The sequence below is a fragment of the Actinomycetospora cinnamomea genome, assembly GCF_003096675.1.
Lineage (GTDB): Bacteria > Actinomycetota > Actinomycetes > Mycobacteriales > Pseudonocardiaceae > Actinomycetospora > Actinomycetospora cinnamomea.
Map to the genome: position 1 here is coordinate 951,865 of NZ_QEKW01000001.1, position 24,732 is coordinate 976,596.

The window sequence follows — 24,732 nt, forward strand, 5'->3', positions numbered from 1 at the left end:
GCTCACGGGACGGGCACCGGGGTCTCGACCGTCCAGGCGCCGTGGCGGAACGTGGCCGCCTCGGTCACGACCGCGGCGAGCAGCCGGGCCGGGGTGACGTCGAACGCCGGGTTGTAGACCGGGGTGTCGGGCAGCGTCGTCGGTACGCCCGCGACCGTGCGGACCTCGTCGGCCGCCCGCTCCTCGATGACGATGTCGGCGCCCGAGGCCGTGGCGTGGTCGACGGTCGAGTCGGGCGCCACCACGACCACGGGGACGCCGCTCTGCGCGGCGGCGCAGGCCAGCGCATAGGTGCCGATCTTGTTGGCGGCGTCGCCGTTGGCGGCCACCCGGTCGGCGCCGACGACCACGGCGTCGACGAGCCCGCGCGCGATCGCCGAGGCGCCCGCGGAGTCGACGCACAGCCGGTGGGCCACGCCCATCTCGTGGAGCTCCCACACGGTGAGGCGCGCGCCCTGCAGGAGCGGGCGGGTCTCGCACGCCAGGACCTCGTCGACGAGCCCGCGCTCGGCGAGCTCGCGCACCGCTCCCAGGCCGGTGCCCCACGCGACCGTGGCGAGCGCCCCCGAGTTGCAGAGGGTGAGCAGGCGCAGGGGGCGTCCCGGGCACAGCTCGGTGAGGAGGTCCGCGGCCCGCCGCGACAGGCGACGGTTGGTGGCCTCGTCCTCGTCGAGCACCGCGCGTGCCTCGGCGACCACCGCGTCCGTGCCGTCGTCGAGCCGCCGGAGCGCCCGCTCGACACCGCGGCGCAGGTTCACCGCCGTCGGGCGGACCGCCGCCACCCGCTCCGCCTCGGCCCGGACACGGTCCGGGTCTCCCGGGTGGGCGCGGGCGGCGAGAGCGACGCCAAGCGCCCCCGACGCGCCCAGCGCGGGCGCGCCCCGGATCGTGAGGTCGGCGATCGCCGCGACCAGCGCGTCCACCGTGCCGAGGCGCAGGACGCGGAACTCGGCCGGCAGCGCGCGCTGGTCGATCGCTGTGATCACCCCGTCGTCGTCCCAGTCCACCGTGCGCGCCATGGCCCCACTCTCGCCACCACCCGCCGGCGGCGCCAGCCCCGGTGTCGTCAGGCGTGGCCCGCGTCGTGCGCGGCGTCCTCGGGATGGGCGTGGGCGACGACGGACAGGAAGCGGATGGGCAGGGTGAGCAGCTCGCGCGGCCCGTGCACGCCCTCGCCGTCGAGCTGCAGCGCGTCGCCGGGGTGCAGGGTGTAGCTGGAGGAGCCGTGCCCGTAGACCATCGAGCCCTCGAGCACGTAGAGCAGCTCGGTACCCGGGTGCTGGAACAGCGGGAACACCTCGCTGCGCTCGGTGAGGCTGACGAGGTGGGCCTCCATGCGCTGGTGCGGGCCCCGCAGGCCGCCGAGCAGCGTGTAGTCGTGCCCCATCCGCGTGCCCCGGGCGACGATCCGCGCCCCGGCGCCGGCCGGCGTGTGCACCGCCTCGCGCGGCCCCTCGGCGCCGCGGAAGAACGAGGTGACGGGCACGTCGAGCGCCTCCGCGAGCCCGGCGAGCGTCGTCAGGCTGCAGGAGATCTGCGCGTTCTCGATCTTCGACAGGGTGGCCTTGGAGATCCCGGCGCGCGCCGCGACCTCCGCCACCGTCGCCCCGCCCAGGCGGCGCAGCTCCCGCACGCGCACGGCGATGGCCCGTTCGAGCCAGCCGCGGGAGTCGACCGGGCCGGTGATCTCGCGGGCCGCGGGACCGGGCGGAGGGGTCTCCTGGGGCTCCCCCTCGTTCGCCGCGTCGTTCGCCGGCCGGCTCACGACCCCACCGTAACGCGGTGCACCCGGGCGGCCGGTCAGCTGCCGGGGATCCAGGACGTGCCCGCCAGCGGCACCCGGGCCATCGCGGCGGACTCCACGGTGAGCGCCACGAGGTCCTCGGGTTCGAGGTGCTGCACGTGGGCCTTGCCGCAGGCGCGGGCCAGCGTCTGGGTCTCCATCGTCAGCACCCGCAGGTAGTTGGCGAGCCGGTGACCGGCCTCGACGGGGTCGAGCCGGGCGGCGAGCTCCGGGTCCTGGGTGGTGATCCCGGCCGGGTCCCGCCCGTCCTGGAAGTCGTCGTAGTAGCCCGCGGCCGAGCCGATCGCCTCGTACTCGGCGGCGAAGCGCGGGTCGTTGTCGCCGAGGGCGATGAGCGCGGCGGTGCCGATCGCCACCGCGTCCGCGCCCAGCGCCAGCGCCTTGGCGACGTCGGCGCCGGTGCGGATGCCGCCGGAGACGACGAGCTGCACCTTGCGGTGCACGCCGAGCTCGCGCAGCGCCTGCGCCGCCTGCGGGATGGCCGCGAGGATCGGGATGCCGACGTGCTCGATGAACACCTCCTGCGTGGCGGCCGTGCCACCCTGCATCCCGTCGACCACGACGACGTCCGCGCCGGCGGCCACCGCCAGCTTGACGTCGTAGTAGGTCCGGGTGGCGCCGACCTTGACGTAGACCGGCTTCTCCCAGTCGGTGATCTCCCGCAGCTCGCCGATCTTGATCGCGAGGTCGTCCGGGCCCGTCCAGTCGGGGTGGCGGCAGGCGGAGCGCTGGTCGATGCCGGGCGGGAGCGTGCGCATGTCGGCCACGCGATCGGAGATCTTCTGCCCCAGCAGCATCCCGCCGCCCCCGGGCTTCGCGCCCTGGCCGAGCACGACCTCGATGGCGTCCGCGGCCCGCAGGTGGTCCGGGTTCATCCCGTACCGGCTCGGCAGCAGCTGGTAGACCAGCGTCTTCGACTCGCCGCGCTCCTCGTCGGTCATCCCGCCGTCGCCGGTGGTCGTCGACGTGCCGACCTCGCTGGCCCCGCGTCCCAGCGCCTCCTTCGCCTGCGCGGAGAGCGCGCCGAAGCTCATGCCGGCGATGGTCACCGGGATGTCGAGGTGCAGCGGACGGGTGGCGTGGCGGTCGCCGAGGACGACGTCGGTGTCGCAGCGCTCGCGGTAGCCCTCGAGGGGGTAGCGCGACATCGAGGCACCGAGGACGAGCAGGTCGTCGAAGTGGGGCACGGCGCGCTTGGCGCCCCAGCCGCGGATGTCGTAGACGCCGGTGCGGGCGGCGTGCTGGATGGCGGCGATGGTGGCGCGGTCGAACGTGGCCGACTCCCGCAGCCCCCGCTCGGCGGGGTCCTTCATCCGTAGCTCCCGTGGTCGCCCGTGAAGTGGTAGAGGGTCCGCGCCGAGCCGTACCGGCGGAACTCCTCGGGCCGGTGGTCGAGACCCGCCGCCGCGAGGAGCTCGGCGAGCTCGGCGCGGTGCTCGTCGCGCATCTCCTTCTCGACGCAGTCCGCCCCGAGCGTGCCGGTCCTGCCGCGGACGTAGAGCCGCGCCTCGTAGATCGAGTCACCGAGCCCGTCGCCCGCGTCGCCGCAGACCACCAGCCGGCCCGCCTGCGCCATGAACGCGCCCATCGCGCCGATGTCGCCGCCGACCACGATGTCGCTGCCCTTCATCGAGATCCCGCAGCGCATCGACGCCCGGCCCTCGATCACCAGCAGCCCACCGCGGCCCGTGGCGCCGGCGGACTGCGACGCGTCGCCGCGCACCCGCACCGAGCCCGACATCATGTTCTCGGCGACGCCGTTGCCCACCGAACCGTCGACGACGACGTGCGCGCGCTGGTTCATCCCCGCGCAGAAGTAGCCCGCATGGCCGCGCACGCGGACGTCGATCTCGTCGTGGACGCCCGCCGCGATCGAGTGGGCCCCGGCGGGGTGGAGCACCTCGTAGGACCGCGCGGTCGGGGCGTGGAGCTCGGCGTTGAGCGCGCGGACCCCCACCTCGTGCAGGTCGACCGTCACCGCCGGGGCGGGGTCCCGCTCCCCGGCCTCGGCCCGGCTCAGCGCTGCCACGTGTAGACCTTGCCGGGATCCGGCTCGAAGATGCGGGCCTCGCCGATGCCGGGCAGCTCGGCCAGTGCCCGGAACTCCGAGGCCATGGCGACCCAGCGCGGGTGCTCGGCGATCACGGCCGGCTTGCAGGCGATCTCGTCGCGGACCACCGCGAAGCCGTCGGCGGTCGTGACGAGCAGCGTGTAGAAGCCGTCGAAGGTCTCCCCGAGGCGCAGCAGGGCCTTCTCGAGGTCGTCGCCGTCGGCGAGGCACGCCGCGACGAAGCGGGCGCCGACCTCGGTGTCGTTCTCGGAGTCGAAGGTGACGCCCCTGCGCTCGAGCTCCCGGCGGATCGTGGCGTGGTTGGAGAACGACCCGTTGTGCACCAGGCACTGGTCGGGCCCCACCGAGTACGGGTGGCAGCCCTCCGGGTTGATCGCGGACTCGGTGGCCATGCGGGTGTGGGCGAGGCCCTGCCAGCCGCTGACCTCCCGCAGGCCGTAGGTCCGGGCGAGGTCCTGCGGGTGGCCCGCGCCCTTGTAGACCACGACGTCGTCGCCCCGCCCGACGACGAGCGCCTCGGGAGCGGCGGCGGTCACCGCGGCGGCGAGCGTCTCCCCCGTCACCGGTGCGGTGAGCACGGTGGTGTCCCCCGCCCGGCTCGCGGTGACGTCGGGTGTCCCGGGCAGCAGCGCGGCCACGGAGCGGTCGAGATCGCCGGGAGCCCGCAGGACCGACACGGCGGCCTGGCCCCCCGGGTTGCGACGGTCGTCGCCGTACACGGCGACGCCCACCGAGTCGGGCCCGCGCTCGGACACGCCGCACAGCATGTCGTCGAGGAGGCGGCCGAGCATCGGGTGCAGCTCGGGATCGCGGAGGTGGAGACCGATGATGCCGCACACGGGGCTCACCTTCCTGCGTCCAAGGAGGACCGGGTCGGAGTACTACCACGAAACTACGTTGCGCCGTACGAAACGTCGAGGCCTCCCCGACGCGGCGTCGCGGGTGCACCCGATTTTGGTCTGAAAGGCAGACCAAGACGAACGGCAACGATAGGAGTCCCACCCCACACCGTGTCCAGGCCGTGGGCGGCGTGGCTCAGCTGGCGGGCCACTCCGCGTCGTCCACCCCGTCCTCGTCGGCGCCGAAGACGATGATCCTCAGCTGGCGGCGCGAATGCTCCAGGTGCGCGCGCATCGCCTCGGCCGCACCGTCGGCGTCCCCCCGGCGGACGGCGTCGAGGACGGCCTGGTGATCACGCAGGGTCTCCTCGACCGGCTCCCGGAACGGCAGGAGGTCCCGCGGGCTGAAGAGCTCCCCGCGAGCCGTCTCGACGGCCTCCTCCAGCCGCTCGTTGCGGGCGGCCCGGGCGAGGGCGATGTGGAAGCGGGAGTCGGCCTGGCGGAAGGCGGTCCGGCCGATGACGTCGTGCAGGGCCTCGACCGCCTCGCGCACGGGGACCAGGCTGCTCTCGGTGTGCCGGCGCGCGGCGAGCACCGCGGTCTCGGTCTCCAGCGCGATCCGGAAGTCCAGGATGTCGTCGATCTCGCCCACCTGTGCCCGCATGCGCGCCCGCCACGCCTCGGCCGGCCGGCGGAGCTCGGTGACGTAGGTGCCTCCGCTCGAGCCGCGTCGGACCTCGACGTAGCCGTCCTCGCGCAGCTGGCGGATGGCCTCGCGCAGGCTGATGCGGGCCACACCCAGCTGCTCGGCGAGCTCCCGCTCCGCAGGCAGGCGCTCTCCCGGGCTGACGTCACCGCGGTGGATCCGCATCCTGAGGTGGTCGGCCACCGCCTGCGCCAGCGTGGTGGACGTGACCTGGCGGGCCATGAGCCGGAGGGTACCGCGAGCCGTCACCCTGCGTGATCCACGCGCGAGCGGCGGGTGTGACGGGGTTGACACTCCGCCCCCGGCCCGGTTGCCTGACCAATGGTCCTAAGTCCACACCTTGCAGGCCCGACGAGGTCGTCGGTCGTCGCGACGGAGGAGGCCGCCATGGGTGACGCACGGAGCGATCTACGGGAACGCGCCGAGGCCGACGGCATCGAGTTCTTCCTGGCCATGTTCGTGGACCTCCACGGCAAGCCGTGCGCCAAGGCGGTCCCGTTCTCGTCGTTCGACCTGCTCATGGACGGGGGTGCCGGCTTCGCCGGGTACGCCGCGGGCGACCTCGGGCAGTCCCCGGCCGACCCGGACGTGCTCGCCGTCCCGGACCCGAGGTCGTACACGCCCCTGCCGTGGAAGCCCGGTGTCGCGGTGCTGCACTGCGACCCGCACGTCGACGGCCGCCCGTGGCCCTACGCGCCCCGGGTGATCCTGCGCCGCCAGCTCGACGAGCTCGCCGAGAAGCGCGGCTGGATCCTCAACACCGGCACCGAGCTCGAGTACAGCCTCCTGCGCCGCCGCGAGGACGGGACCCTGGAGATCGCCGACCCGCACGACACCGCCGCCAAGCCCTGCTACGAGGTCAAGGGCCTCACGCGCATGTGGGACCACCTGTCCACCGTGTCGAAGCACCTGAACACGTTGCAGTGGGGCAACTACGCGAACGACCACGAGGACGGCAACGGCCAGTTCGAGAACAACTGGCACTACGCGGACGCGCTGACCACCGCCGACCGCACGATCTTCTTCCGCTACATGATCCACATGCTGGCGCACGACGCCGGCATGGTCGCGACGTTCATGCCCAAGCCGTTCAGCCACGTCACCGGCAACGGGCTCCACGTGCACCAGAGCCTGTGGACGCAGGACGGCACACCGCTGTTCGAGGACACGTCGGACGCGCTCGGCCTGTCGCCCCTCGCGTACCACTACCTGGGCGGGCTGATCGAGCACGGCCGGGCGGTCGCGGGCGTCATCTGCCCCACCGTCAACTCCTACAAGCGCATCGGCGTCGGCGCCCCCACCTCCGGCTCGACCTGGGCGCCGGCCTACGTCGCCTACGGCGGCAACAACCGCACGGTGATGCTGCGCGTGCCCGAGGGCGGGCGCATCGAGCACCGGGGGGTCGACGGGTCGGCGAACCCCTACCTGGCCGCCACCGCGCTGCTCGCCGCCGGCCTCGACGGCATCGACCGGGAGCTCGACCCGGGCGCGGTCACCGACGACAACCTCTTCGCCCTGCACCCCGACGAGGTGCGCGCCCGCGGCATCCAGCACCTGCCGCGCACGCTCGACCGGGCCGTCGAGGAGCTCGTCGCCGACGACGTCCTGCGGGCCGCGTTCGGCAAGACCTCGGGCGGCGACTTCATCGACTACTTCGCCGCGGTCAAGCAGCAGGAGTTCGACGAGTACCACGCCTCCGTCTCGGACTGGGAGGTCCGGCGGTACCTGACCCAGGCGTGAGACCCCGGACCGGAACGGACTGGAGGACCTCGGTGTCCACCTCGCACGGCACAGCCCGCACGAACGGCAACGGGCACGCGCGCACCAGGTCGGGGCTGCGCGGCTACTCGGCCTGGAGCCTGCTGCGTCACGGGCTCTCGCGGTCCGGGTGGCCGCGGGCGTGGCGGGAGCACGAGCTGCGCGACCGCTACGACGCGGTGATCATCGGTGGCGGGGTGCACGGTCTGGCGACGGCCTACTACCTGGCGCGGGACCACGGCATGCGCCACATCGCGGTGCTCGAGCGCGCCTACGTGGGCAGCGGCGGGTCGGGGCGCAACACGGCGATCCTGCGGTCGAACTACCTCACGCCGGAGGGTGTGCGCTTCTACGACCGGTCGATCCAGCTCTACGAGCACCTGGCCGCGGACCTGAACTTCAACGTGATGTTCTCCCAGCGCGGGCACCTGACGTTGGCCCACAACGACGCCTCGTTGCGCACGATGCGCTGGCGCACCGAGGTCAACAAGCTCCAGGGCGTGGACTCCGAGGTGATCGGCCCGGACCGCATCGGCGAGCTGGTGCCGTACCTGGACACCTCGGCCGAGACCCGCTATCCGATCCTGGGGGCGCTGTACCACCCGCCGGGCGGGATCGTGCGCCACGACGCGGTGGTGTGGGGCTACGCCCGCGGGGCGGACGCGCACGGGGTGCACATCCACCAGCAGACCGAGGTCACCGGCATCGACGTCGAGCACGGCCGGGTGCGCGGGTTACGCACGAACCGGGGACGGATCGCGACCCCGGTGGTGCTCAACGCCACCGCGGGCTGGTCGAGCCTGGTCTCGCACCAGGCCGGGGTCGAGATGCCGGTGCAGACCTTCCCGCTGCAGGCCGCGGTGACCGAGCCGGTGCGCCCGTTCCTCGACACCGTCGTGGTCTCGGGGACGCTGCACGTCTACGTGTCCCAGACCGACCGCGGCGAGCTGGTGTTCGGCGCCTCGGTGGACCCGTTCGCCTCGTACTCGATCCGGGGGTCGCTGGAGTTCACCGAGGGCATCGCCGGGCACGTGCTGGAGCTGATGCCCGCACTGCACCGGATGCGGCTGCTGCGTCAGTGGGCCGGGTTGTGCGACATGACCCCGGACTACTCGCCGATCATGGGCCCGACCCCGGTGGAGGGGTTCTACGTCGACGTCGGGTGGGGCACCTACGGCTTCAAGGCCGGCCCGGTCTCCGGGGAGGCGATGGCCGCCTGCATCGCCGACGGCAAGCCGCCCGAGATCATCTCCGCGTTCGGGCTCGACCGCTTCGCCGACGGACGTCTCGTCGGCGAGAAGGGAGCGGCCGCGGTGGGCCACTAGCCCGACTCCCGCCGACCCGCCCCTTCCCGTGCCCTTCCCGAGGTGATCACTGTGATGCTGCTCCCCTGCCCCTGGTGCGGGCCCCGCCACGCGGGAGAGTTCCGGTTCCACGGCGCGGCCGGGACCCGACCCGACCCCGCCACGACCACGCCCGAGCAGTGGCGGCGCTACCTGTACGTCCACGACAACCCCCGCGGCTGGCAGACCGAGTCCTGGTACCACTCCGCCGGCTGCCGCCGATTCCTCACCGTCGAACGGAACACCCTCACCCACGAGGTGCGCTCGGCCCGCGACACGCAGCTGGACGCAGCGCCGAACGCAGCGGAGGACGCCCGATGAGCATCCTGCCCACCAGCCGGCGCGCCCGATCCGCCACCGGCGCCGGTGGGGCCGGTGGTCCCGCCCCGATGCGGCTCGCGCCCCGCGAGGGCGAGGTCATCGACCGGAAGCGCAGCGTGGAGTTCCGCTGGAACGGCACCCCCTACACCGGCCACCCCGGCGACACGATCGTCTCGGCGCTCGCCGCCGCCGGGGAGCGGGTGTTCTCGCGCAGCTACAAGTACCACCGGCCGCGGGGGGTGCTGACCGCGAGCTACCTCGACCCCGGCGCCATGGTGCAGGTCGGCGACGAGCCCAACGTGCGCGCCGCGCACCGGCTGGTCGCCGCCGGGATGGACGTGCGCTCGCAGAACACCTGGCCCTCGCTGCGCTACGACGTCAAGGCGGTCAACGGGCTCGTCGAACGCTTCCTGGCGACCGGCTTCTACTACAAGACCTTCATCAAGCCCGAGCCGCTGTGGCCGCTCTACGAGAAGGTGCTCCGCACGTTCGTGCACGCCGGGGAGATCCCGCCCGACAGCGCCCCGGGCTGCTACGACCAGCGCTACGCCCACCCCGACGTCGTCGTCGCGGGCGGCGGCCCCGCGGGCATGGCGGCCGCGGTGGCCGCCGCGCGGGCGGGAGCGACGGTGATGCTGGTCGAGGAGGAGCACCAGCTCGGCGGGCACCTGCGCTTCGGCGGGCCGGCCGAGCGGGCGCGGCTGCGCGAGCTGGCCGCCGCGGTCGCCGCCCAGCCCGGCATCGAGGTGCTCACCGACGCGGTGGTCGAGGCGCGCTACGACGACAACTGGATCCCGATCGTGGCGCGCAGCCTGCCCGGGATCGACGAGCGGCTGATCAAGGCCCGCGCCGGCACCCTGGTGGTCGCCCCGGGCCTCGTCGAACGGCCCTACGTCTTCGCCGGCAACGACCTGCCCGGGGTGATGCTGTCCACCGCCGCCCGCCGGCTGATCAACCTCTACGCGGTCAGGCCCGGCCACCGGGCGGTGGTGCTCACCGCCAACCCCGAGGGCGACGCCGCCGTGGCCGACCTCGAGTCCGCGGGGGTCGAGGTCGCCGCGGTGGTGGACGCCCGCCGCGGCGAGACCGTCACCGCCGCCCACGGCCGCCACGGGGTGCGGGCGGTCGAGCTCGGCGACGGGCGCCGCGTCGAGGCCGACCTGCTGGTCACCGCGGTCGGGTGGACCGCACCGACCTCACTGCTCAACCAGTCCGGCGACCAGCCGGTCTACGACCCGCGCGCCGCGCGGTTCCGGCCCGACCCCGCCCGGATGCCCGACGACGTGCTCGCCGCCGGCGGCATCGCCGGCGACGGCGACCTCGACCAGCTCGTCGCCCACGCCGACGCCGTCGGCCGCGAGGCCGCCCGCCGTGCGGGTGCCGCGGGTGGCGCGGGTGCCGGCTCGGCGGTCGCGGTCCCCTCACTCGCCGTGGACGAGCACCCCGAGCTGTTCTCGGCCGGCACCGGCGGCTTCGTCGACCTGTCCGAGGACGTCTCGGCCAAGGACATCACCACTGCGGTCGCCGAGGGCTACGACTCGGTCGAGCTGGCCAAGCGCTACACCACCGCCACCATGGGCCCCACCCAGGGCAAGCTCGAGACCGTCAACACCGTCGCGATCCTCGCCGCCGCCACCGGCCGCAGCATCGCCGAGACCGGCACCACCACCTGGCGCCCCATGTACGCCCCGATCACCCTCGGCGCGCTGGCCGGACGCCCCCACCAGCCCGTGCGGTACTCCCCGATGCAGCCCTGGCACGAACGCCACGGCGCGGTCCCGCTCGTCGCCGGGCAGTGGATCCGCCCCGAGCACTACGGCGACCCCGCCGCCGAGGTGACCGCCGTGCGCACCGGCGTGGGGATCATCGACGTCACCCCGATCGGCAAGCTCGACCTGCAGGGCCCCGACGTGGCGAAGCTGCTCGAACTGCTCTACGTCAACAAGTGGCAGAAACTCGGCATCGGCCGGGTGCGCTACGGGGTCATGTGCGCCGAGGACGGCGTCGTGCTCGACGACGGCGTCACCGGGCGCCTCGGCGAGCAGCACTACCTCATGTCCACCACCTCCTCCGGGGCGGCGACGGTGTGGGAGTGGGTCGAGAACTGGCTGCAGACCGCGCACCCCGACTGGCGGGTGCACGTCACCCCGGTGACCACCGCCTACGCCAGCATCAACATCGCCGGCCCCCGCTCCCGTGACCTGCTCGCCCGCCTCACCACCGACGTCGACCTCTCCGCCGAGGCGTTCGGCTACATGAACGTGCGCACCGGCACCGTCGCCGGCATCGCCGACTGCGTCCTCTGGCGCATCGGGTTCACCGGCGAGCTCTCCTACGAGATCCACGTCCCCGCCTCCTACGGCCTGCACGTGTGGCAGCGCCTCCTCGACGCCGGCGCGGACCTGGGCGTGCGGCCCTTCGGCGTCGAGGCCCAACGCGTCCTGCGCCTGGAGAAGGGCCACGCCATCGTCGGCCAGGACACCGACGGGCTCACCCAGGCGTTCAGCGCCGGCGTCGACGAGCTCATCAAGCTCGACAAGCCCGACTTCCTCGGCAAGCCCGAGCTCGTCTGGCAACACCAGCGCGGCACCCACCCCCGCCTGGTCGGCCTGCAGCCCCTCGACGGGTCGATCGTGCCGCCCGAGGCCAGCCAGATCCTCGACCGCGCGGGAGGGATCGCCGGGCGCGTGACGTCGAGCCGCATGTCCCCGACCCTCGGGCGCGCGATCGGGCTGGCCCAGCTCGACCCGGAGCTCGCCGTCGTCGGCACCCACGTCACGGTCCGGCTGCCCGACGGCAGCGACGTCACCGCCGAGGTCACCGAGCGCGTCCACGTCGACCCCCAGGGGGAACGCCAGCGTGTCTGAGGAAACCGTCCCGCTCGCCCGCAGCCCGATCGCCACGGACCCGACGGTCGTCGTCGCCGGGTGGGAGGTCTGCGCCCGCGTGTCCACCGCACCGCTGACGCTCTCCGACGAGACCCCGCTGGCCAAGGTGCTCGTGCGCGCCCCGTTCGGCGGGGCCGCGCGGGACGCCCTGGGGGTGTCGTTCGGCCGCACCGCGCGTGTCGGCCTCGGGACGGCGGGCGAGGTCCTGCTCGTCGGCTCCGCGCCGGGCGAGTGGCTGGCGCTGGGCGCCCCCGGCACAGCGGCCGCGATCCGGGCGGCGCTCGAGGAGCGCCTCGCCGGCACCGGGGAGTTCGTCTCGGTCCTCGACCTCACCCACGGCCGGGCCCTCGTGCGCCTGCACGGCGCGGCCGCGCCGGTCGTGCTGGCCGGGGTCTGCGGGATCGACCTCGCGGACCACGTCACCCCCGACGGGACGGCGCTGCGGACATCGGTCGCCGCGGTGGTGACCGACCTCGTGCGCGACGACGACGGCGGCGTCCGGTCCTACCTGCTGCACTGCGAGCGCTCGTCGGGTCAGTACCTGGTCGACGCGCTGCGGGACGCCGGGTCGCCGTCGGGGCTCGAGGTCACCGGGTTCCGCGGGCTGGTCCCGTCGTCAGCGTGACCCCTCAGCCGGACCGTCATCCTGACCGCGGCGTCACGGCTCGCGCGGCACGCCTCCGCAGGCGGCCCACACCATCGCGGCCGTGCGCCGGGCCCAGTCGCCGGTCATCGGTTCGCCGCGTACCGCGTGCGCGAGCCACGACCCAGTGAGCAGGTCCTCGGCCATCGCGTAGTCGGTCCGGCCGCGCAGCGCGCCGGCCTCGACCCCCGCCCGCAGGCACGCGCGGAAGCGCCGGTGCCGGGGCTCCACCACGTGGCGGCGGAACTGCTCGCGCACCCGCGGGTCGGTGCCGTCGAGCAGGGCCGTGGCCGCGAGCGCGGTGGCGTCCGACTCGACGACGAAGTCGCGGAACCGCGCGAGCTCGGCGACGAGGTCGGCGAACGGGTCCCCGGTGGGCTCCGGCGGCACGTCGTGGCCGATCGTCCCGATCGCTGCGATCGCGAGCTCGGTGCGGCCCGCCCAGCGCCGGTAGACCGCGGCCCGCGTGGTGCCGGCCTCCTCGGCCACGGCCGCCACGGACAGCCCCTGCAGACCGGACGCCCGCAGGTGCCGCAGCGCCACCGCGAGCACCGTGCGGTCGATCTGGGCGTTGCGCGGACGACCCGCGACCGTCACGGGCCCGTCGGCGGTCGCGACCCGCTGCGCCCGCGGCGCGCCCGGCCCGGAGGCGATCTCGTCGGCGGGGTGCACCACGGCAAGGTGTCCAGCGGGCGGGACGGGACAAACACGGTGTCTCACCGCGTGGTGCGGTGTCGTCACGCTCGCGGTACCCGGGAGTGCTCGCCCTGGTGGGCCGTCCGTGTGAAAACCCGGCCGAAGGCCGGGGGTCACCTCTCGTTTCGATACCGAGCGTGTTGCTCCCCGGTGGCGGACCGGCTACCGTCGCTGTGATCCGATACACACCTGATCCGTATCGGAGCTGCGCCCAGGACCTCGCGAAAGGGGAGCCTCGTGATCACCAATCGCGACCTGGACCTCATCGCCCCCGGGGTGATCGCCACGCCTGCGTCCGACGCGCCGATCGAGTACGTGCTCGTCCGCGAGGAGCTCCCCGCCCCCGAGGGCTGGTCGCTGCAGTGCGTGCGCCGCGGACGGGTCGCCGCGGCGATCCCGCTCGCGCCGCGCGGTGCGGCGCCGCGGGTGCGCGCCGCGGTGGCCCAGGCCGTCGCCGTGCGGGTGCTCGCCGAGCGCGGGGTGTTCGTCAGCGGCTGGAACCAGCTCGACGACGGTCCGCCCGCGGCCGCGCGCTTCCTCGCCCGCTGCCCCCGCGGGGTCGACGCCCTGCCGGTCTGAGGGCACCCGAGCGGCCGGCTCCGTCGACCACGCCGACGCGTGCCAGGCTGATGCCGTGGGCGCGGAGGTGTGGGTCGTCGCCGGCGCGCCGGGGGCGGGCAAGAGCACCGTCGCCGACCGGCTGCTCGCCCTCCGGCGTCCCGTCCCGGCGTTGCTCGACAAGGACACGCTCTACGGCGGGTTCGTCGCGGCGACGCTCGCGGCCGCCGGGCGTCCCGACGGACAGCGCGAGGGACCCTGGTACGACGAGCACGTCAAGGTGCACGAGTACGCGGGGATGACGGCCGCCGCGCGCGAGATTCGCGAGCGCGGGTGCCCGGTGCTGCTCAGCGCGCCGTTCACCGGACAGATCCGCGACCCGGAGCGCTGGCGCGCGTGGGTCGACGAGCTCGGCGGGGAGCCGGTGCGCCTGGTGTGGGTCTCGTGCGATGCCGCGACGCTGCGGCGGCGACTCGAGGTCCGGGGGCGGGCGCGGGACGTCGGCAAGCTCGAGGACTTCGACGCGTTCGTGGCACGGATGCGCCCCGACGTCCCGCCGCCGGTGCCGCACCTCGTGGTGGACACCGCCTCGGGCACGATCGACGGCCAGCTCCGGCGCGCTCTGCGGCAGCAACGGTGAGCGCGACGACGACGGCGGTGCTCGGTTGCGGCGGCGATCGATAAGCTCGAGTCCGCCTTGTGCTGCGACTCATCACGCCGCACGATGAATCGGTGGAGCTGCGCCAGCTCGTCTCCCTCGACGCCGTGGTGCGGTACGGCGGGTTCAGCCGGGCCGCCGAGCACCTGGGCACCGCCCAGCCCGCGATCTCGGCCCAGGTCCGACGGCTGGAGGACGAGCTCGGCGTGCGCCTGCTCGCCCGCACGACGCGACGGGTCGGGCTCACCGAGGCGGGCGAGCTCTTCCTCGCCCGCGTGCGGCGGGTGCTCACCGAGCTCGAGACCGCCCGAGACGAGGCCGCCGACCTCGCCGGCGCGCTGCGGGGACAGGTGGTCCTGGGCGCGGCGCCGGTGCTCGGCGGGCTCGACCTCGCGGCGGCCCTGGCCGATTTCGCCGCCCGCCACCCGGGCGTGCTGCTGACCGTGCGCTCCGGGAGCGTTGCCGCCCTGCTGGCCGACCTCGCCGTCGGCGAGGTGGACCTCGTCCTGGGTCCCGTCCACGACGACCTCCCCCGCGGCCACACCACGACGCCGCTGCTCGAGGACGCGCTGGTGCTGCTGACGCCGCCGGGACACCGGCTCGGACGGTCGGCGCGCATCGACCTCGCCGACCTGCGCGACGAGGCGTTCGTGTGCCTGCCGCCCGACAGCGATCTGCGCCGCGCCCTCGACGCGGCGGCCGCCGACGCCGGCTTCCGCCCCGACGTGCCCTTCGAGGCGGCGACGCCCGAGGCCGTCCAGGCGTTCGTCGCGGCGGGCCTCGGCGTCGCCGTGCTCGCCGCGTCGACCGTCCGGCACCCCGGTCCGGCGGTCGGCCTCCACCGGGTCCGCCCCGCGCTGCACCACCCGCCCGTCGGCCTGGTCCACCGCGGCGAGCGGCACCTGTCGCCCGCCGCCCGGGCCCTGCACGCCCACCTCGAGCAGGCGCCGGAGGGCGGGGGCACCGGCGGCCGGCCGGACGGGGGAACGCGCCATCATCAGGGCCCATGAGCAGCTCTCGTCCCCTCGCCGTGGCCGTCGACGCGCGCGACCCGGAGGCGCTGGCCGCCTTCTGGTGCGCGGTGCTCGACACGTCGGTGGTGCAGCGGTGGACCGACGCCCACGGCACCGACTACATCGGCGTCGGGCTGGTCGGGGACGTCGTGCTGCTGTTCCAGGCCGTGGCCGACCCGACGCCGGGCAAGAACCGCGTGCACCTCGACGTCGCGGCCACGGACGACCAGCGGGCCGAGGTCGAGCGCCTCGTCGGACTCGGTGCGCGCGTGCTCGACGAGGCGCCCGATCACCCCTGGGTCGTGCTCGCCGACCCGGAGGACAACGAGTTCTGCGTGCTGGCGCCGCGGTGACCCTCCGCCGACCTACGGGTCGACCGCGTCGTCCGCCTTCGCCGCGCCGCGGATGCCCATCGGCTGCGGCTCGCCCCTGGTCGTGTCCCGCTCGGTCTGGTACTCGGCCTCGGAGTTGATCTCCGCCCCCAGCAGCACGATGTAGCTCGTGAGGTAGAGCCACAGCAGGAACACCACGATGCCGGCGAGGGCGCCGTAGGTCTTGTTGTAGCTGCCGAAGTTGTCGACGTAGAAGCTGAAGGCGATGCTGCCGACGATCCAGAGCACCGTCGCGAGGAACGACCCCGGCGTCACCCAGCGGAAGCGGGGCGCGTCGCGGTCGGGCGCGACGCGGTAGACGACCGCCAGACCCAGGACGACGAGCCCGACCAGCAGCACCCACCGCACGACCTGCCCGAGGACGCGCCCGGTCGTCCCGAGCGCGTCGAGCACGACCGGCGCGACGGCGACGAGGACGATCGACACGACGACGAAGACGACCGCCCCGGCGGTGAGCAGGAGCGCGATCGCGCGCAGCTTCACCGCGCCGCGGCTCTCGGTCTCGTCGTAGGCGATGTTGATGGCCGCCATGAGGTTCTGGGTGCCGCTCGAGGCGCTGAACAGTGCGGCCAGCACCGAGATGACCAGTCCGGTGGTGAGGCTGCCGGTACCCGCGCCGACGACCGCGCCGATCTGGTCGGCCACGAGTTGCTGCGCGCTCTCCGGCAGCGCCTCGCTCAGGCCCTCGATCGTCGCCGCGACCTGGGCGGGGTCGGCCACGAGCCCGTAGAGCGACACGAGCGCGATGAGCGCCGGAATGATCGCCAGGAACCCGAAGAACGCCACGCCGCCGGCGAGCATGCTGACGTTGTCGGCGCTGCTCTCCTTGAACGCGCGGCGCACGATCTGCCACCACCCGCGGGCCGGCACCTGCGCCGGGGTCCCGGCGCGCGCGCCCGGGACACCGGTGCCCTGGCCGGCCAGCGGGTCGGACCGCCGTCGCGGCGGGGCGTCCGCGTCGCGGCCCTGCACGACGGAACGGACGACGAGCAGGGCGGAGAGCAGTCGGACGACGACACCCACGATCGGTCTCCTCGGGTCGGCTGCCGGCGCTGGTACCCGATGCGTGCCCTCCCCATCACCGCCTCGGAGGCCGAGTCCCCGCAGCCGCGGGCGGCGACCGCGTGCGGGTCGGGCGCGAGTGCGGCCGGGCCGAGGCCCCCGCCCGCCCTCTCGACCCCGGTCCGGCCGTCAGTCGGGCACCAGCTCGATCCACCCGCGCACCACGTCCGGGGTCACCTGGCCGACGAGGTCGGGGTGAGCGCTCCGCACGTGGGAGAGGACCTGGTCGACGACCTGTCCCTCGGCCGCGCCCCGCGCCTCGAACCCGCACTCGCACGTCACCTGGTTCATCGCCCTGCTCCCCTCGTCCGGTGCTCCGCCACCGAGCAGCCTCCCGGGACGGCGTTGCCGGAACCTTGTCGTCGGACGGTCGTCACGACGGTCCTCGGCCGCGGCCGGCCGCACTAGACTCCGGGCCGTCCACGCGGCACGGGGGAACTGTCATGGCGGAGACCGACGGCCCTCCCCCGGTGCGGGTCCAGCTGCACGGCCGGTTCGCCCTCGCGGTGGAGGGACGGGGCGTCGAGCACCTGCTGCCCGGGCGTCGCGCCCGTCTCCTCGTCGCGGTGCTCGCGCTCTCGCAGCGCTGCGCGGTCGAGCGGTCGACCCTGATCGACGTGCTGTGGAGCCCCGCCCGCCCCGGCGAGGGCGCGTCCGGGACGTTCTCGGCGCTGCTGTCGAAGGTGCGCACGGTGCTGGCACCGGCCGAGATCCGCGGTCGGCGCAGCCTGCAGCTCGTCCTGCCGCCCGGGTCGATCGTCGACGCCGTCGTGGCGGCGGGCGCGTTGCACGCCGCCGAGTCGGCCGCGGCGCACGCCGACTGGCCGCGTGCATGGACCGACGCCCTCACCGCGCTCTTCGTGACCCAGCGCGGGCTCCTCGGCGACTTCGACGACCCGTGGAGCGAGGAGCGGCGCCAGGAGGCGGCGCACCAGCACCGCCGGGTCCTCGCGTGCTACGGCGAGGCGTGCCTGCACCTCGGACCCGGGGAGCTCGCCGGCGCCGAGCGCAGCGCCCGCGCCCTGGTCGCACTCGATCCCCTGTCCGAGACGGGCTACCGGCTGCTCATGCGGGCCCACCTCGCGCAGGACGACCGGGCTGCCGCCCTGGCGGTCTACGAGCAGATGCGCCGGGCGCTGCGCGAGCAGCTCGGCGTCCTGCCCAGCCCGACGACCCAGGAGCTCCACGCGGAGCTCCTGGGGTGACGATCAGCCGTCGAGGAACGTCGTCACGACGTCGAGCACGAGCGCCGTGCGGGCGAGGCCGAAGAAGTGCGTCGTCCCCGGCAGCACCGCGAGCTGCGACGTCGGGACGCCGGCGAAGTCGCCGTTGACGTCGCCGCCGCGCAGGCGCAGGAAGCGCACCGCGTGCTCCAGGCGCACCGCGTCGCAGTCGCCGACCGTGATCAGGGTCGGCGCCGCGATGCCCTCGATGTCCGCGTCGCTCCAGCCCGGACCGTCGTCGAACGCGCCGAGCTTGTCCAGCAGCCCCTGCAGACCCTCGGGGTGCGGCGACTTCGCGCGGTAGGAGTCCGCCATCGGCGTCCCCTCGATCATGTCGACGGTCATGGCCGCCACGGCCTCGGCGTTCTCCGGACGCATGCCCTCGGGGTGGAACGACACCGACGACACCACGAGCTTGCGCACCAGCTCGGGGTGCGTGATCGCCAGGTGCAGCGCGACCGCGCCGCCGATGCTGAAGCCGAACACGTCGACCTGCTCCAGGCCGAGGTGGCGCAGCAGCCCGACGACGTCGTCGGCGAGGGCCGCACTGCTCAACGGGCGGTCGAGGTCGTTGGTGCGGCCGTGCCCCTGGAAGTCGGCGGCGACGACCCGCCGCCCCGCCGACAGGCCGGGCAGCAGGGCCCCGAACTGCAGGTCGATGTCGAACAGGCCGCCGTGCAGGAGCAGCAGCGGGGTGCCCTCCGCGTCGTCGGCGCCGTGGACCTCGTAGTACATCCGCAGGTCGCCGACGGGGGCGTAGCCGGTGCGGCGGGCGATCGTCTCGGTGCTCATGGCGGGGCTCCGTCCGGGGCTCGGGTGGCTCTGCCCGGGCGTCGAACGGCCGTGGCGGTCTTCGACACGACCTCGCAGAGAATTCTCGGGCGGCTTGCATTCGAGCGCGCTCGAAGTCCTAGCGTCACCGACGTGCCTGGCTCGATCATGGGAACGGCCGTGCGCCGTGTGGAGGACCCCGAGATCCTCCGCGGTCGCGGGACCTACGTCGACGACCTCGTCCCGGACGGGGCGCTGCACTGCGTCTTCGTCCGCTCGCCGCTGGCGCACGCGCGCCTGGGCACCGTGGACACCGCCCCGGCGCGCGCGGCGCCCGGCGTCGTCGCGGTGCTCTCCGGCGAGGATGTCGCCGACGTGGGAGACCACCGCCCCTTCATGGTGCTCAACGACGCCTGCGCGCGTCCGCTGCTGGCGCGCGGCAAGGTGCGCTTCGTCGGCGACATGGTCGCCGCCGTCGTGGCCACCACCCGCGTCGCGGCCGTCGACGCCGCGGAGCTCGTCGAGGTCGACTACGACCCGCTCGACCCCGTGGTCGACCCCGAGGCCGCGCTCGCCGACGGGGCACCGCTGCAGTTCGAGGAGCTGGGGACGAACCTCGCGGCCGGGTTCCGCGACCCCGACGACGTCGCCCCGTTGGCGGACGCCGACGTCGTCGTGCGCGCGCGGATCGTCAACCAGCGCCTCGCCGTGGCGCCGATGGAGGGGAACTCGGTCACCGCCGCGCCGGGCGACGGCATCCACGACATCACCGTCCACGTCTCCACGCAGATGCCGCACGGGCTGCGCGACCAGGTCGCGCGGCAGTGGGGGTGGGAGCCCGAGCGGGTGCGTGTGATCGCCCCGCACGTCGGCGGCGGCTTCGGCGGGAAGGCCGGGCTGGCGCCGGAGCACGCGGTGGTCATCGAGGCCGCCCGGCGCCTGGGGCGTCCGGTGACGTGGACCGAGACGCGCTCGGAGAACCTCACGGCGATGCCGCACGGGCGCGGCCAGGTGCAGTACGGCGAGCTCGGGCTTCGCCGCGACGGCACGATCGTCGGCCTGCGGGCGCGGGTGGTCGGCGACGCCGGGGCCTACGCGGGGTTCGGCGGCGCGCTGACCCTCGGCCCGACCCGGAGCATGGCGCAGGGCGTGTACCGCATCCCGACCGTCGCCTACGACGGCGCCGCCGCGCTGACCACGACGACGCCGATGGGCGCGTTCCGCGGCGCCGGGCGCCCGGAGGCCGCGGCGATGCTCGAAAGGCTGGTCGACATGGCCGCGGCGGAGCTCGGCACCGACCCCGCGGCGCTGCGCCGGCAGAACTTCCTGCAGCCCGAGGAGTTCCCGCTGACCACGCGCACGGGGGCGTCGTACGACTCCGGCGACTACGGCAGGGCGCTGGACGAGGCCCTCGAGATCGCCGGGTACGAGGAGCTGCGCCGGGAGCAGGCCGCGCGTCGCGAGCGCGGCGACCGGGTGGCGCTGGGCATCGGGCTCGCGGTGTACGTGGAGGTCACGGCGGGTGGCGGTGGGCAGGAGTACGGCGCGGTGCGCCTCGATGCCGACGGCGGCGCGACGGTGTCGGTCGGCACCTCGGCGCACGGCCAGGGGCACGCGACCTCGTTCGCAATGATCGTCGCCGACCGCCTGGGCATCGCGATGGAGCAGGTGCGGTTCGTGCAGTCCGACACCGCGGCCGTCCCGCGTGGCGGCGGCACCGGCGGCTCGCGCTCGCTGCAGCTCGCGGGCTCGAGCGTGCTCGTCGCCGCGGACACGGTGCTGGCGCGGGCGCGCGAGGTGGTGGCGACCGCCCTGGAGGCCGACCCCGACGACGTCACCGCCGTCGACGGCGGGCTGGGCGTCGCCGGCGTCCCGGACCGGGCGTTGACGTGGCACGAGGTCGCCGCGGCCGCCGACGCGCAGGGCGTGTCGCTGGCCGCGGCCCGCGACGAGTCCCAGCCCGGCGCCACCTACCCCTTCGGCGCGCACGTGTCGGTGGTGGAGGTCGACCTCGACACCGGCCGGGTCACGCCGCTGCGCCATGTCGCGGTGGACGACTGCGGCACCGTGCTCAACCCGGTCCTCGTCGCGGGCCAGCAGCACGGCGGGCTCGCGCAGGGCATCTCGCAGGCGTTGTGGGAGGGCTTCGGCTACGACACGGACGGCAACCCCACGTCGGCCTCGTTCGCCGCGTACCTCCTCCCCACCGCGGCCGAGCTGCCGAGCTACGAGGCGGCGAGCACCGAGACCCCGACGCCCCACAACCCGCTCGGCGCGAAGGGGATCGGCGAGGCCGCGACGATCGGCTCGACGCCCGCGGTGCAGAACGCCGTCGTCGACGCGCTCGCGCCGCTGGGCGTGCGCCACCTCGACATGCCGCTCACGCCCGAACGGGTGTGGCGGGCGATCCGCGACGCCGAGGCCGGGACGCTCGCCGACCCGTGGACCGAGCCGCCCGCGTTCTTCGCCACGCTGCCGGTCCGCGGCGCCACCGCCGACCCGGAGGCGGCGTCGGTCGACGTGTGAGGGCCCCGCTCCGGGGTGGTGGGGCCGATCAGTCGTGGGCGCGCGGCGCCGGCGCCACGGCGCGAGGGGTGCAGACGCCGCAGAGACGCCGCTGGGCGTCGGGCTCCGCGCCGGCGGCCCACGCGCGCACGACGTCGAGCGCGTGCGACCGGCGGTCGTCCGGCACCTCCTGCGGCGGGTGGTGGTGCAGGGAGCCGTCGGCGATCGCCCGGCGCAGACGCGCGACGCCGTCGCGGACGCGGGCGGTGTCGGGGCGGTCGGACGCGAGGTCGGGAGAGACGGTCATGGTCCCGACAACGTCAGGACACGCCCGGGACTCGATCCCCCACATGGTGCGGACCCGCTCGTCTCGTCCGTCCGGGCGCGCCTGTCACACAGGGTCTCGCCCCCGGGGCCGCGGAGCGTCATCATCAGAGGTGTGCGCCGTCAGGTGCCGGTGTGACGGGAGGTGCGGATGCACGCGGAGCTGCTGGCCCAGCGCGTGGTCGACCTGATCGAGGGCGCGTCCTTCCCGTACCTCGACCCGGGAGCGGTCGTGGGCGTCATCGCCCTGGTCCTCGCCGGCGCCGGGCTGGTGATCGTGCGTGACTACGCCCTCGGCGGCGGCGACGTCCTCCCGCTCCTCGTCGCCGAGCCGTTCCCGCGCGTCGAGGCGTCGATCGGCGTCGTCCCCGCGCTCGAGGGCGTGACCGAGCCGGTGCTGCGGCAGCTGGCCCGCCACGCCCAGCACCCCGCCGTCGACTCCCTCGTCGTCGTGGGGTCCGGGGCCCTCGCCACGCCGCTCCCCCGTCGCGTCGGCGGGGTGCCCCTGCGGCTGGCCGTGGCCGGAGCGCGGGCCACGGCCACCTGAGGCCGCTCAGTCGCCCAAGAGCTCCATCGCCCCGTTGAGCGTCGGGAGCAGCAGCGAGCGCGGGGCGAGCCGGCCGCCGAGAGCGCTGAGCTGGTTGACCAGGCCAGGGGTGACGCTGCGGTGCCCGGCGGCCATCGCCGCCACCCCCGCCTCGGCGACGTCGGCGGCCTCCCCCACGACGAGGTCAGGGGCCCGGTCGAAGGCGTCGGTGCCGGCTGCGTCGGCGAACCCGGTGCGCGTGAGCCCGGGGCTCAGCGTGGTGAGGGTGATGCCGGTGCCCGAGAGCTCGGCGTGCACGGCCTCGGAGAACGACTGCACGAAGGCCTTGCTCGCCGCGTAGCTCGCCGCGCCGGGCAGCGGCTGGAACGCCGTGATCGACGAGACGTTGAGGATCGCCGCGGCGTGCCCGCCGCGCTGCACCCGCCGGGTGAACGCTGCCACGGCCGCGAGGGTCAGGTCGTGCAGCGCCAGGACGTTGAGCCGCACGAGGTCGTCGAGGGCCTCGCGCTGGGCGTCGTCGGCGACGAGGTCGGCGACGCGACCCGTCCTCCCGAAGCCCGCGGCGTTGACCAGCCCGACGACGCGCTCGTCACGCCGGACGATGTCGCGGACCGCGGCGAGGCCGCCGTCGGTGCCGAGGTCGGCGACGTGCACCTCCGCCGCGAGCCCGGACAGTCCGCGCAGCTCCCCGGCGAGGTCCGCGAGCGCGTCGGCCCGGCGGGCGACGAGCAGCACGGGATGGCCACGCGTCGCCAGGACCCGGGCGATCGCGGCGCCGATCCCCGACGAGGCACCGGTGACGAGGACGTGGCTGTCGGGGCCCGGCGGCGGCAGCGGCATGGCGGGCCAGTACCCCACCGGGCCCTCCGGCACCCGCCCCCGACCCGCTGATCAGGGCCGGCGGCGCAGGAGCGCGAGCTCGGCGAGGTCGCGGCGGGTGAGGACGAAGTCGGTGATGTCGAGGTTCTCGCGCAACCGCTCCGCGCTCGACGCCTTCGGGAAGACGATGAACCCGTGCTGCAGGTGCCAGCGCAGCACCACCTGCGCCGGCGTGCGGGCGTGCCGGTCCGCGACCCGCCGCACGATGCGGTCGCGTGTCAGCGTCCCCTCCCGCAGGGGCGCCCAGGCCTCCGTCGCGATGCCCCGGCGTCGGTGGTACCGGCGCAGCGGTCCCTGCGGGCTGCGGGGGTTGAGCCGGACCTGGTTGACCGACGGCACGACACCGGTCGCCTCGACGAGGCGGTCGATGCGGCGCGGGTCGAAGTTGGACAACCCGATCGAGCGCGCCCGGCCGTCGGCGCGCAGCGCGGTGAACGCCCGCCAGGTGTCGACGTCGTCGCCGTCGCCGGGCCGGTGGATGAGGTAGAGATCGACGTAGGACGTGCCGAGACGCTCCAGGCTCCGCTCGAGCGCGGCGATCGCTCCGTCGTGGGTGTGCCCGGGGTCGTCGAGCTTGGTGGTGATCCAGACGTCCTCGCGCGCGACACCGGCGTCGCGCAGCCCTTGCCCGACGCCGGCCTCGTTGCCGTACGCCTGTGCCGTGTCAACGTGCCGGTAGCCGAGCTCGAGCGCCGTGCGCACCAGTCCCGCGGTGTCGTCGGGCGGGACCTGGTAGACCCCGAGCCCGAACTGCGGGATCGCCGTGCCGTCGTTCAACGTGACCTGCGGGACCGTGACCATCCCCCGAGTTCCTACCCGCCGCGCGCGACGCCGTGCGGAGAGGGTGGCCGGGAGGCCCCTCTGGCCGGTGTACTCGGCACGTGACCACCCAGGACGGGCCGACCGAACGGCGGGGGCTGCGCCGCGCCCTGGTCGACGACCGCGACGGGCCGCTCCCCGCGATGCTCCTGGCGTTCACGGTGCTGGCCGGCGTCGTCGACGCGACGAGCATCCTCGCGCTCGACCACGTCTTCGTCGCCGCGATCACCGGCAACATCGTCTTCCTGGGGCTCGGGGTCGCGGGGACGGGCTTCTCGGTGGTGTCGCCGGCCGTCGCGGTCGGGGGGTTCATGGTGGGTGCCGTGGTCGGCGCCCGCGTCTGCCGGCGGCCCGGGGGACACCACCGCGGACGGGCGGTGCGCGACACCGCGATCGGGAAGACGGTCCTCGCGGTGCCCGTGACCGTCGCCGTGATCGCCGTCGAACCCCTCACCGCGGACGTCCGCCTCGCCGTCACGGCCCTGCTGGCCGCCTCGATGGGCCTGCAGCTGGCGCTGATCCGCTACCTCAAGGTGCCCGACATGGTCACGACCGTGCTGACGCTGACCGCGGTCGGCGTGCTCACCGAACGGGGCAGCGGCCGGCACGACCCGCTGGTGCTGCGGCGGGCGCTGGCGCTGTCGGCGTTCGTCGTCGGCGTCGTCGCGGGCGGCCTCCTCGCGCACCACGTCTCGCCGGGCGCCGCGCTGGCGCTCGGCCTCGCGATCATCCTGGCCGTCGGCGCCGGCAGCCAGGCGGTGGCGCACGTCGACGCGCCCTGGGCGACGCCCCGCTGAGGCTCGAACACCGGATCGGACCAGTCGCCGACGCGAGATCGTTACACGGAGCGAGCCACCGGGCGGACAGATCCCTTGTCCCCCTGCACCTCCCGCGCCCATGCTGACGCAGAGT

General features: G+C 74.8%; 26 protein-coding genes. 13 read left to right on the forward strand and 13 right to left on the reverse strand.

Translation table 11 applies throughout. The annotated features are described in order from the left end of the window. Window positions 1-2: 2 nt before the first annotated feature. The 6 genes from mtnA to C8D89_RS04525 form a co-directional block, all read right to left on the reverse strand. The gene (gene mtnA, locus C8D89_RS04500; RefSeq protein WP_116706760.1) at window positions 3-1,019 is read right to left on the reverse strand and encodes an S-methyl-5-thioribose-1-phosphate isomerase; all 1,017 of its coding nucleotides are present in this window, start codon (window positions 1,017-1,019) and stop codon (window positions 3-5) included. 47 nt (window positions 1,020-1,066) lie between these two features. Further along, on the reverse strand, window positions 1,067-1,765 hold the full coding sequence (locus tag C8D89_RS04505; RefSeq protein ID WP_207787015.1) for a helix-turn-helix domain-containing protein: 699 nt from the start codon (window positions 1,763-1,765) through the stop codon (window positions 1,067-1,069). Between the two features lie 35 nt (window positions 1,766-1,800). Beyond that, a complete protein-coding gene (locus C8D89_RS04510) occupies window positions 1,801-3,117 on the reverse strand; it encodes an FMN-binding glutamate synthase family protein (protein WP_116706761.1) in 1,317 nt (438 codons plus the stop codon). Further along, window positions 3,114-3,833, reverse strand: coding sequence for a glutamate synthase (locus C8D89_RS04515; protein WP_243417830.1), 720 nt, complete (start codon window positions 3,831-3,833; stop codon window positions 3,114-3,116). The genes C8D89_RS04510 and C8D89_RS04515 overlap by 4 nt, the downstream gene beginning before the upstream one ends. Beyond that, a complete protein-coding gene (locus C8D89_RS04520) occupies window positions 3,821-4,714 on the reverse strand; it encodes a class II glutamine amidotransferase domain-containing protein (RefSeq protein WP_116706762.1) in 894 nt (297 codons plus the stop codon). The genes C8D89_RS04515 and C8D89_RS04520 overlap by 13 nt, the downstream gene beginning before the upstream one ends. Window positions 4,715-4,910: 196 nt before the next feature. Next, window positions 4,911-5,642, reverse strand: coding sequence for a FadR/GntR family transcriptional regulator (locus C8D89_RS04525; RefSeq protein WP_116706763.1), 732 nt, complete (start codon window positions 5,640-5,642; stop codon window positions 4,911-4,913). A 165-nt stretch (window positions 5,643-5,807) separates the two neighbouring features. Between C8D89_RS04525 and glnT the strand changes: the two genes are divergently transcribed. Genes glnT through C8D89_RS04550 form a run of 5 tightly spaced genes read left to right on the forward strand, consistent with a single transcriptional unit; the run spans window position 5,808 to window position 12,355 of the window. Beyond that, complete coding sequence (gene glnT / locus C8D89_RS04530) at window positions 5,808-7,160, forward strand: type III glutamate--ammonia ligase (RefSeq protein ID WP_116706764.1); 1,353 nt, start codon at window positions 5,808-5,810, stop codon at window positions 7,158-7,160. Between the two features lie 32 nt (window positions 7,161-7,192). After that, window positions 7,193-8,503, forward strand: coding sequence for an FAD-dependent oxidoreductase (locus C8D89_RS04535; protein ID WP_243417831.1), 1,311 nt, complete (start codon window positions 7,193-7,195; stop codon window positions 8,501-8,503). 42 nt (window positions 8,504-8,545) lie between these two features. Beyond that, window positions 8,546-8,842 (forward strand): sarcosine oxidase subunit delta, encoded by a 297-nt coding sequence (locus C8D89_RS04540; RefSeq protein ID WP_243417832.1) that lies wholly within the window; start codon window positions 8,546-8,548, stop codon window positions 8,840-8,842. Continuing rightward, window positions 8,839-11,709, forward strand: coding sequence for a 2Fe-2S iron-sulfur cluster-binding protein (locus C8D89_RS04545; RefSeq protein WP_243417833.1), 2,871 nt, complete (start codon window positions 8,839-8,841; stop codon window positions 11,707-11,709). The genes C8D89_RS04540 and C8D89_RS04545 overlap by 4 nt, the downstream gene beginning before the upstream one ends. Further along, entirely contained in the window at window positions 11,702-12,355 is a 654-nt protein-coding gene (locus tag C8D89_RS04550) for a sarcosine oxidase subunit gamma (protein WP_116706766.1), read from the forward strand. Before C8D89_RS04545 ends, C8D89_RS04550 begins: the two co-directional genes overlap by 8 nt. A 33-nt stretch (window positions 12,356-12,388) precedes the next feature. On the opposite strand, the gene C8D89_RS04555 is transcribed toward C8D89_RS04550, so the two are convergent. Continuing rightward, window positions 12,389-13,045 (reverse strand): TetR/AcrR family transcriptional regulator, encoded by a 657-nt coding sequence (locus C8D89_RS04555; RefSeq protein ID WP_165825539.1) that lies wholly within the window; start codon window positions 13,043-13,045, stop codon window positions 12,389-12,391. A gap of 261 nt (window positions 13,046-13,306) precedes the next feature. Here C8D89_RS04555 and C8D89_RS04560 point away from each other — a divergent pair, with 261 nt between their 5' ends. The 4 genes from C8D89_RS04560 to C8D89_RS04575 all read left to right on the forward strand — a co-directional run bounded on the left by C8D89_RS04560 (window position 13,307) and on the right by C8D89_RS04575 (window position 15,651). Next, window positions 13,307-13,648, forward strand: a complete 342-nt coding sequence (locus C8D89_RS04560) for a hypothetical protein (protein WP_116706768.1) — start codon at window positions 13,307-13,309, stop codon at window positions 13,646-13,648. 55 nt (window positions 13,649-13,703) lie between these two features. Continuing rightward, window positions 13,704-14,267: a P-loop nucleotide/nucleoside kinase family protein gene (locus C8D89_RS04565; RefSeq protein ID WP_116706769.1), complete on the forward strand. Its 564-nt coding sequence runs from the start codon at window positions 13,704-13,706 to the stop codon at window positions 14,265-14,267. Between the two features lie 92 nt (window positions 14,268-14,359). Beyond that, window positions 14,360-15,295, forward strand: coding sequence for a LysR family transcriptional regulator (locus C8D89_RS04570; protein ID WP_116706770.1), 936 nt, complete (start codon window positions 14,360-14,362; stop codon window positions 15,293-15,295). Beyond that, window positions 15,292-15,651, forward strand: a complete 360-nt coding sequence (locus C8D89_RS04575; RefSeq protein WP_116706771.1) for a VOC family protein — start codon at window positions 15,292-15,294, stop codon at window positions 15,649-15,651. Before C8D89_RS04570 ends, C8D89_RS04575 begins: the two co-directional genes overlap by 4 nt. A gap of 12 nt (window positions 15,652-15,663) precedes the next feature. Here C8D89_RS04575 and C8D89_RS04580 read toward each other — a convergent pair whose 3' ends face one another. Both C8D89_RS04580 and C8D89_RS04585 read right to left on the reverse strand, forming a co-directional pair. Then, window positions 15,664-16,713 carry a YihY/virulence factor BrkB family protein gene (locus C8D89_RS04580; RefSeq protein WP_243417834.1) on the reverse strand — a complete coding sequence of 350 codons (1,050 nt, stop codon included), beginning with the start codon at window positions 16,711-16,713 and terminating at the stop codon, window positions 15,664-15,666. 168 nt (window positions 16,714-16,881) lie between these two features. After that, complete coding sequence (locus C8D89_RS04585) at window positions 16,882-17,043, reverse strand: DUF1059 domain-containing protein (RefSeq protein WP_116706772.1); 162 nt, start codon at window positions 17,041-17,043, stop codon at window positions 16,882-16,884. A gap of 152 nt (window positions 17,044-17,195) precedes the next feature. On the opposite strand from C8D89_RS04585, the gene C8D89_RS04590 reads away from it, so the two are divergent. Beyond that, window positions 17,196-17,957 carry an AfsR/SARP family transcriptional regulator gene (locus C8D89_RS04590; RefSeq protein WP_116706773.1) on the forward strand — a complete coding sequence of 254 codons (762 nt, stop codon included), beginning with the start codon at window positions 17,196-17,198 and terminating at the stop codon, window positions 17,955-17,957. 3 nt (window positions 17,958-17,960) lie between these two features. On the opposite strand, the gene C8D89_RS04595 is transcribed toward C8D89_RS04590, so the two are convergent. Next, window positions 17,961-18,767 (reverse strand): alpha/beta fold hydrolase, encoded by an 807-nt coding sequence (locus C8D89_RS04595; protein WP_116706774.1) that lies wholly within the window; start codon window positions 18,765-18,767, stop codon window positions 17,961-17,963. A gap of 132 nt (window positions 18,768-18,899) precedes the next feature. On the opposite strand from C8D89_RS04595, the gene C8D89_RS04600 reads away from it, so the two are divergent. After that, a complete protein-coding gene (locus tag C8D89_RS04600; RefSeq protein WP_116706775.1) occupies window positions 18,900-21,272 on the forward strand; it encodes a xanthine dehydrogenase family protein molybdopterin-binding subunit in 2,373 nt (790 codons plus the stop codon). 28 nt (window positions 21,273-21,300) lie between these two features. On the opposite strand, the gene C8D89_RS04605 is transcribed toward C8D89_RS04600, so the two are convergent. Further along, complete coding sequence (locus C8D89_RS04605; protein ID WP_116706776.1) at window positions 21,301-21,558, reverse strand: hypothetical protein; 258 nt, start codon at window positions 21,556-21,558, stop codon at window positions 21,301-21,303. Window positions 21,559-21,726: 168 nt separating this feature from the next. Between C8D89_RS04605 and C8D89_RS04610 the strand changes: the two genes are divergently transcribed. Further along, window positions 21,727-22,122 carry a hypothetical protein gene (locus tag C8D89_RS04610; protein WP_116706777.1) on the forward strand — a complete coding sequence of 132 codons (396 nt, stop codon included), beginning with the start codon at window positions 21,727-21,729 and terminating at the stop codon, window positions 22,120-22,122. Window positions 22,123-22,128: 6 nt separating this feature from the next. Here the strand turns inward: C8D89_RS04610 and C8D89_RS04615 are convergent, their stop codons facing one another. Further along, the gene (locus C8D89_RS04615; protein WP_207787016.1) at window positions 22,129-22,980 is read right to left on the reverse strand and encodes an SDR family NAD(P)-dependent oxidoreductase; all 852 of its coding nucleotides are present in this window, start codon (window positions 22,978-22,980) and stop codon (window positions 22,129-22,131) included. 33 nt (window positions 22,981-23,013) lie between these two features. Continuing rightward, window positions 23,014-23,802, reverse strand: coding sequence for an aldo/keto reductase (locus C8D89_RS04620; RefSeq protein ID WP_116706778.1), 789 nt, complete (start codon window positions 23,800-23,802; stop codon window positions 23,014-23,016). An 80-nt stretch (window positions 23,803-23,882) separates the two neighbouring features. Between C8D89_RS04620 and C8D89_RS04625 the strand changes: the two genes are divergently transcribed. Further along, window positions 23,883-24,617, forward strand: a complete 735-nt coding sequence (locus tag C8D89_RS04625; protein WP_116706779.1) for a YoaK family protein — start codon at window positions 23,883-23,885, stop codon at window positions 24,615-24,617. The last annotated feature ends 115 nt before the right edge of the window (window positions 24,618-24,732 follow it).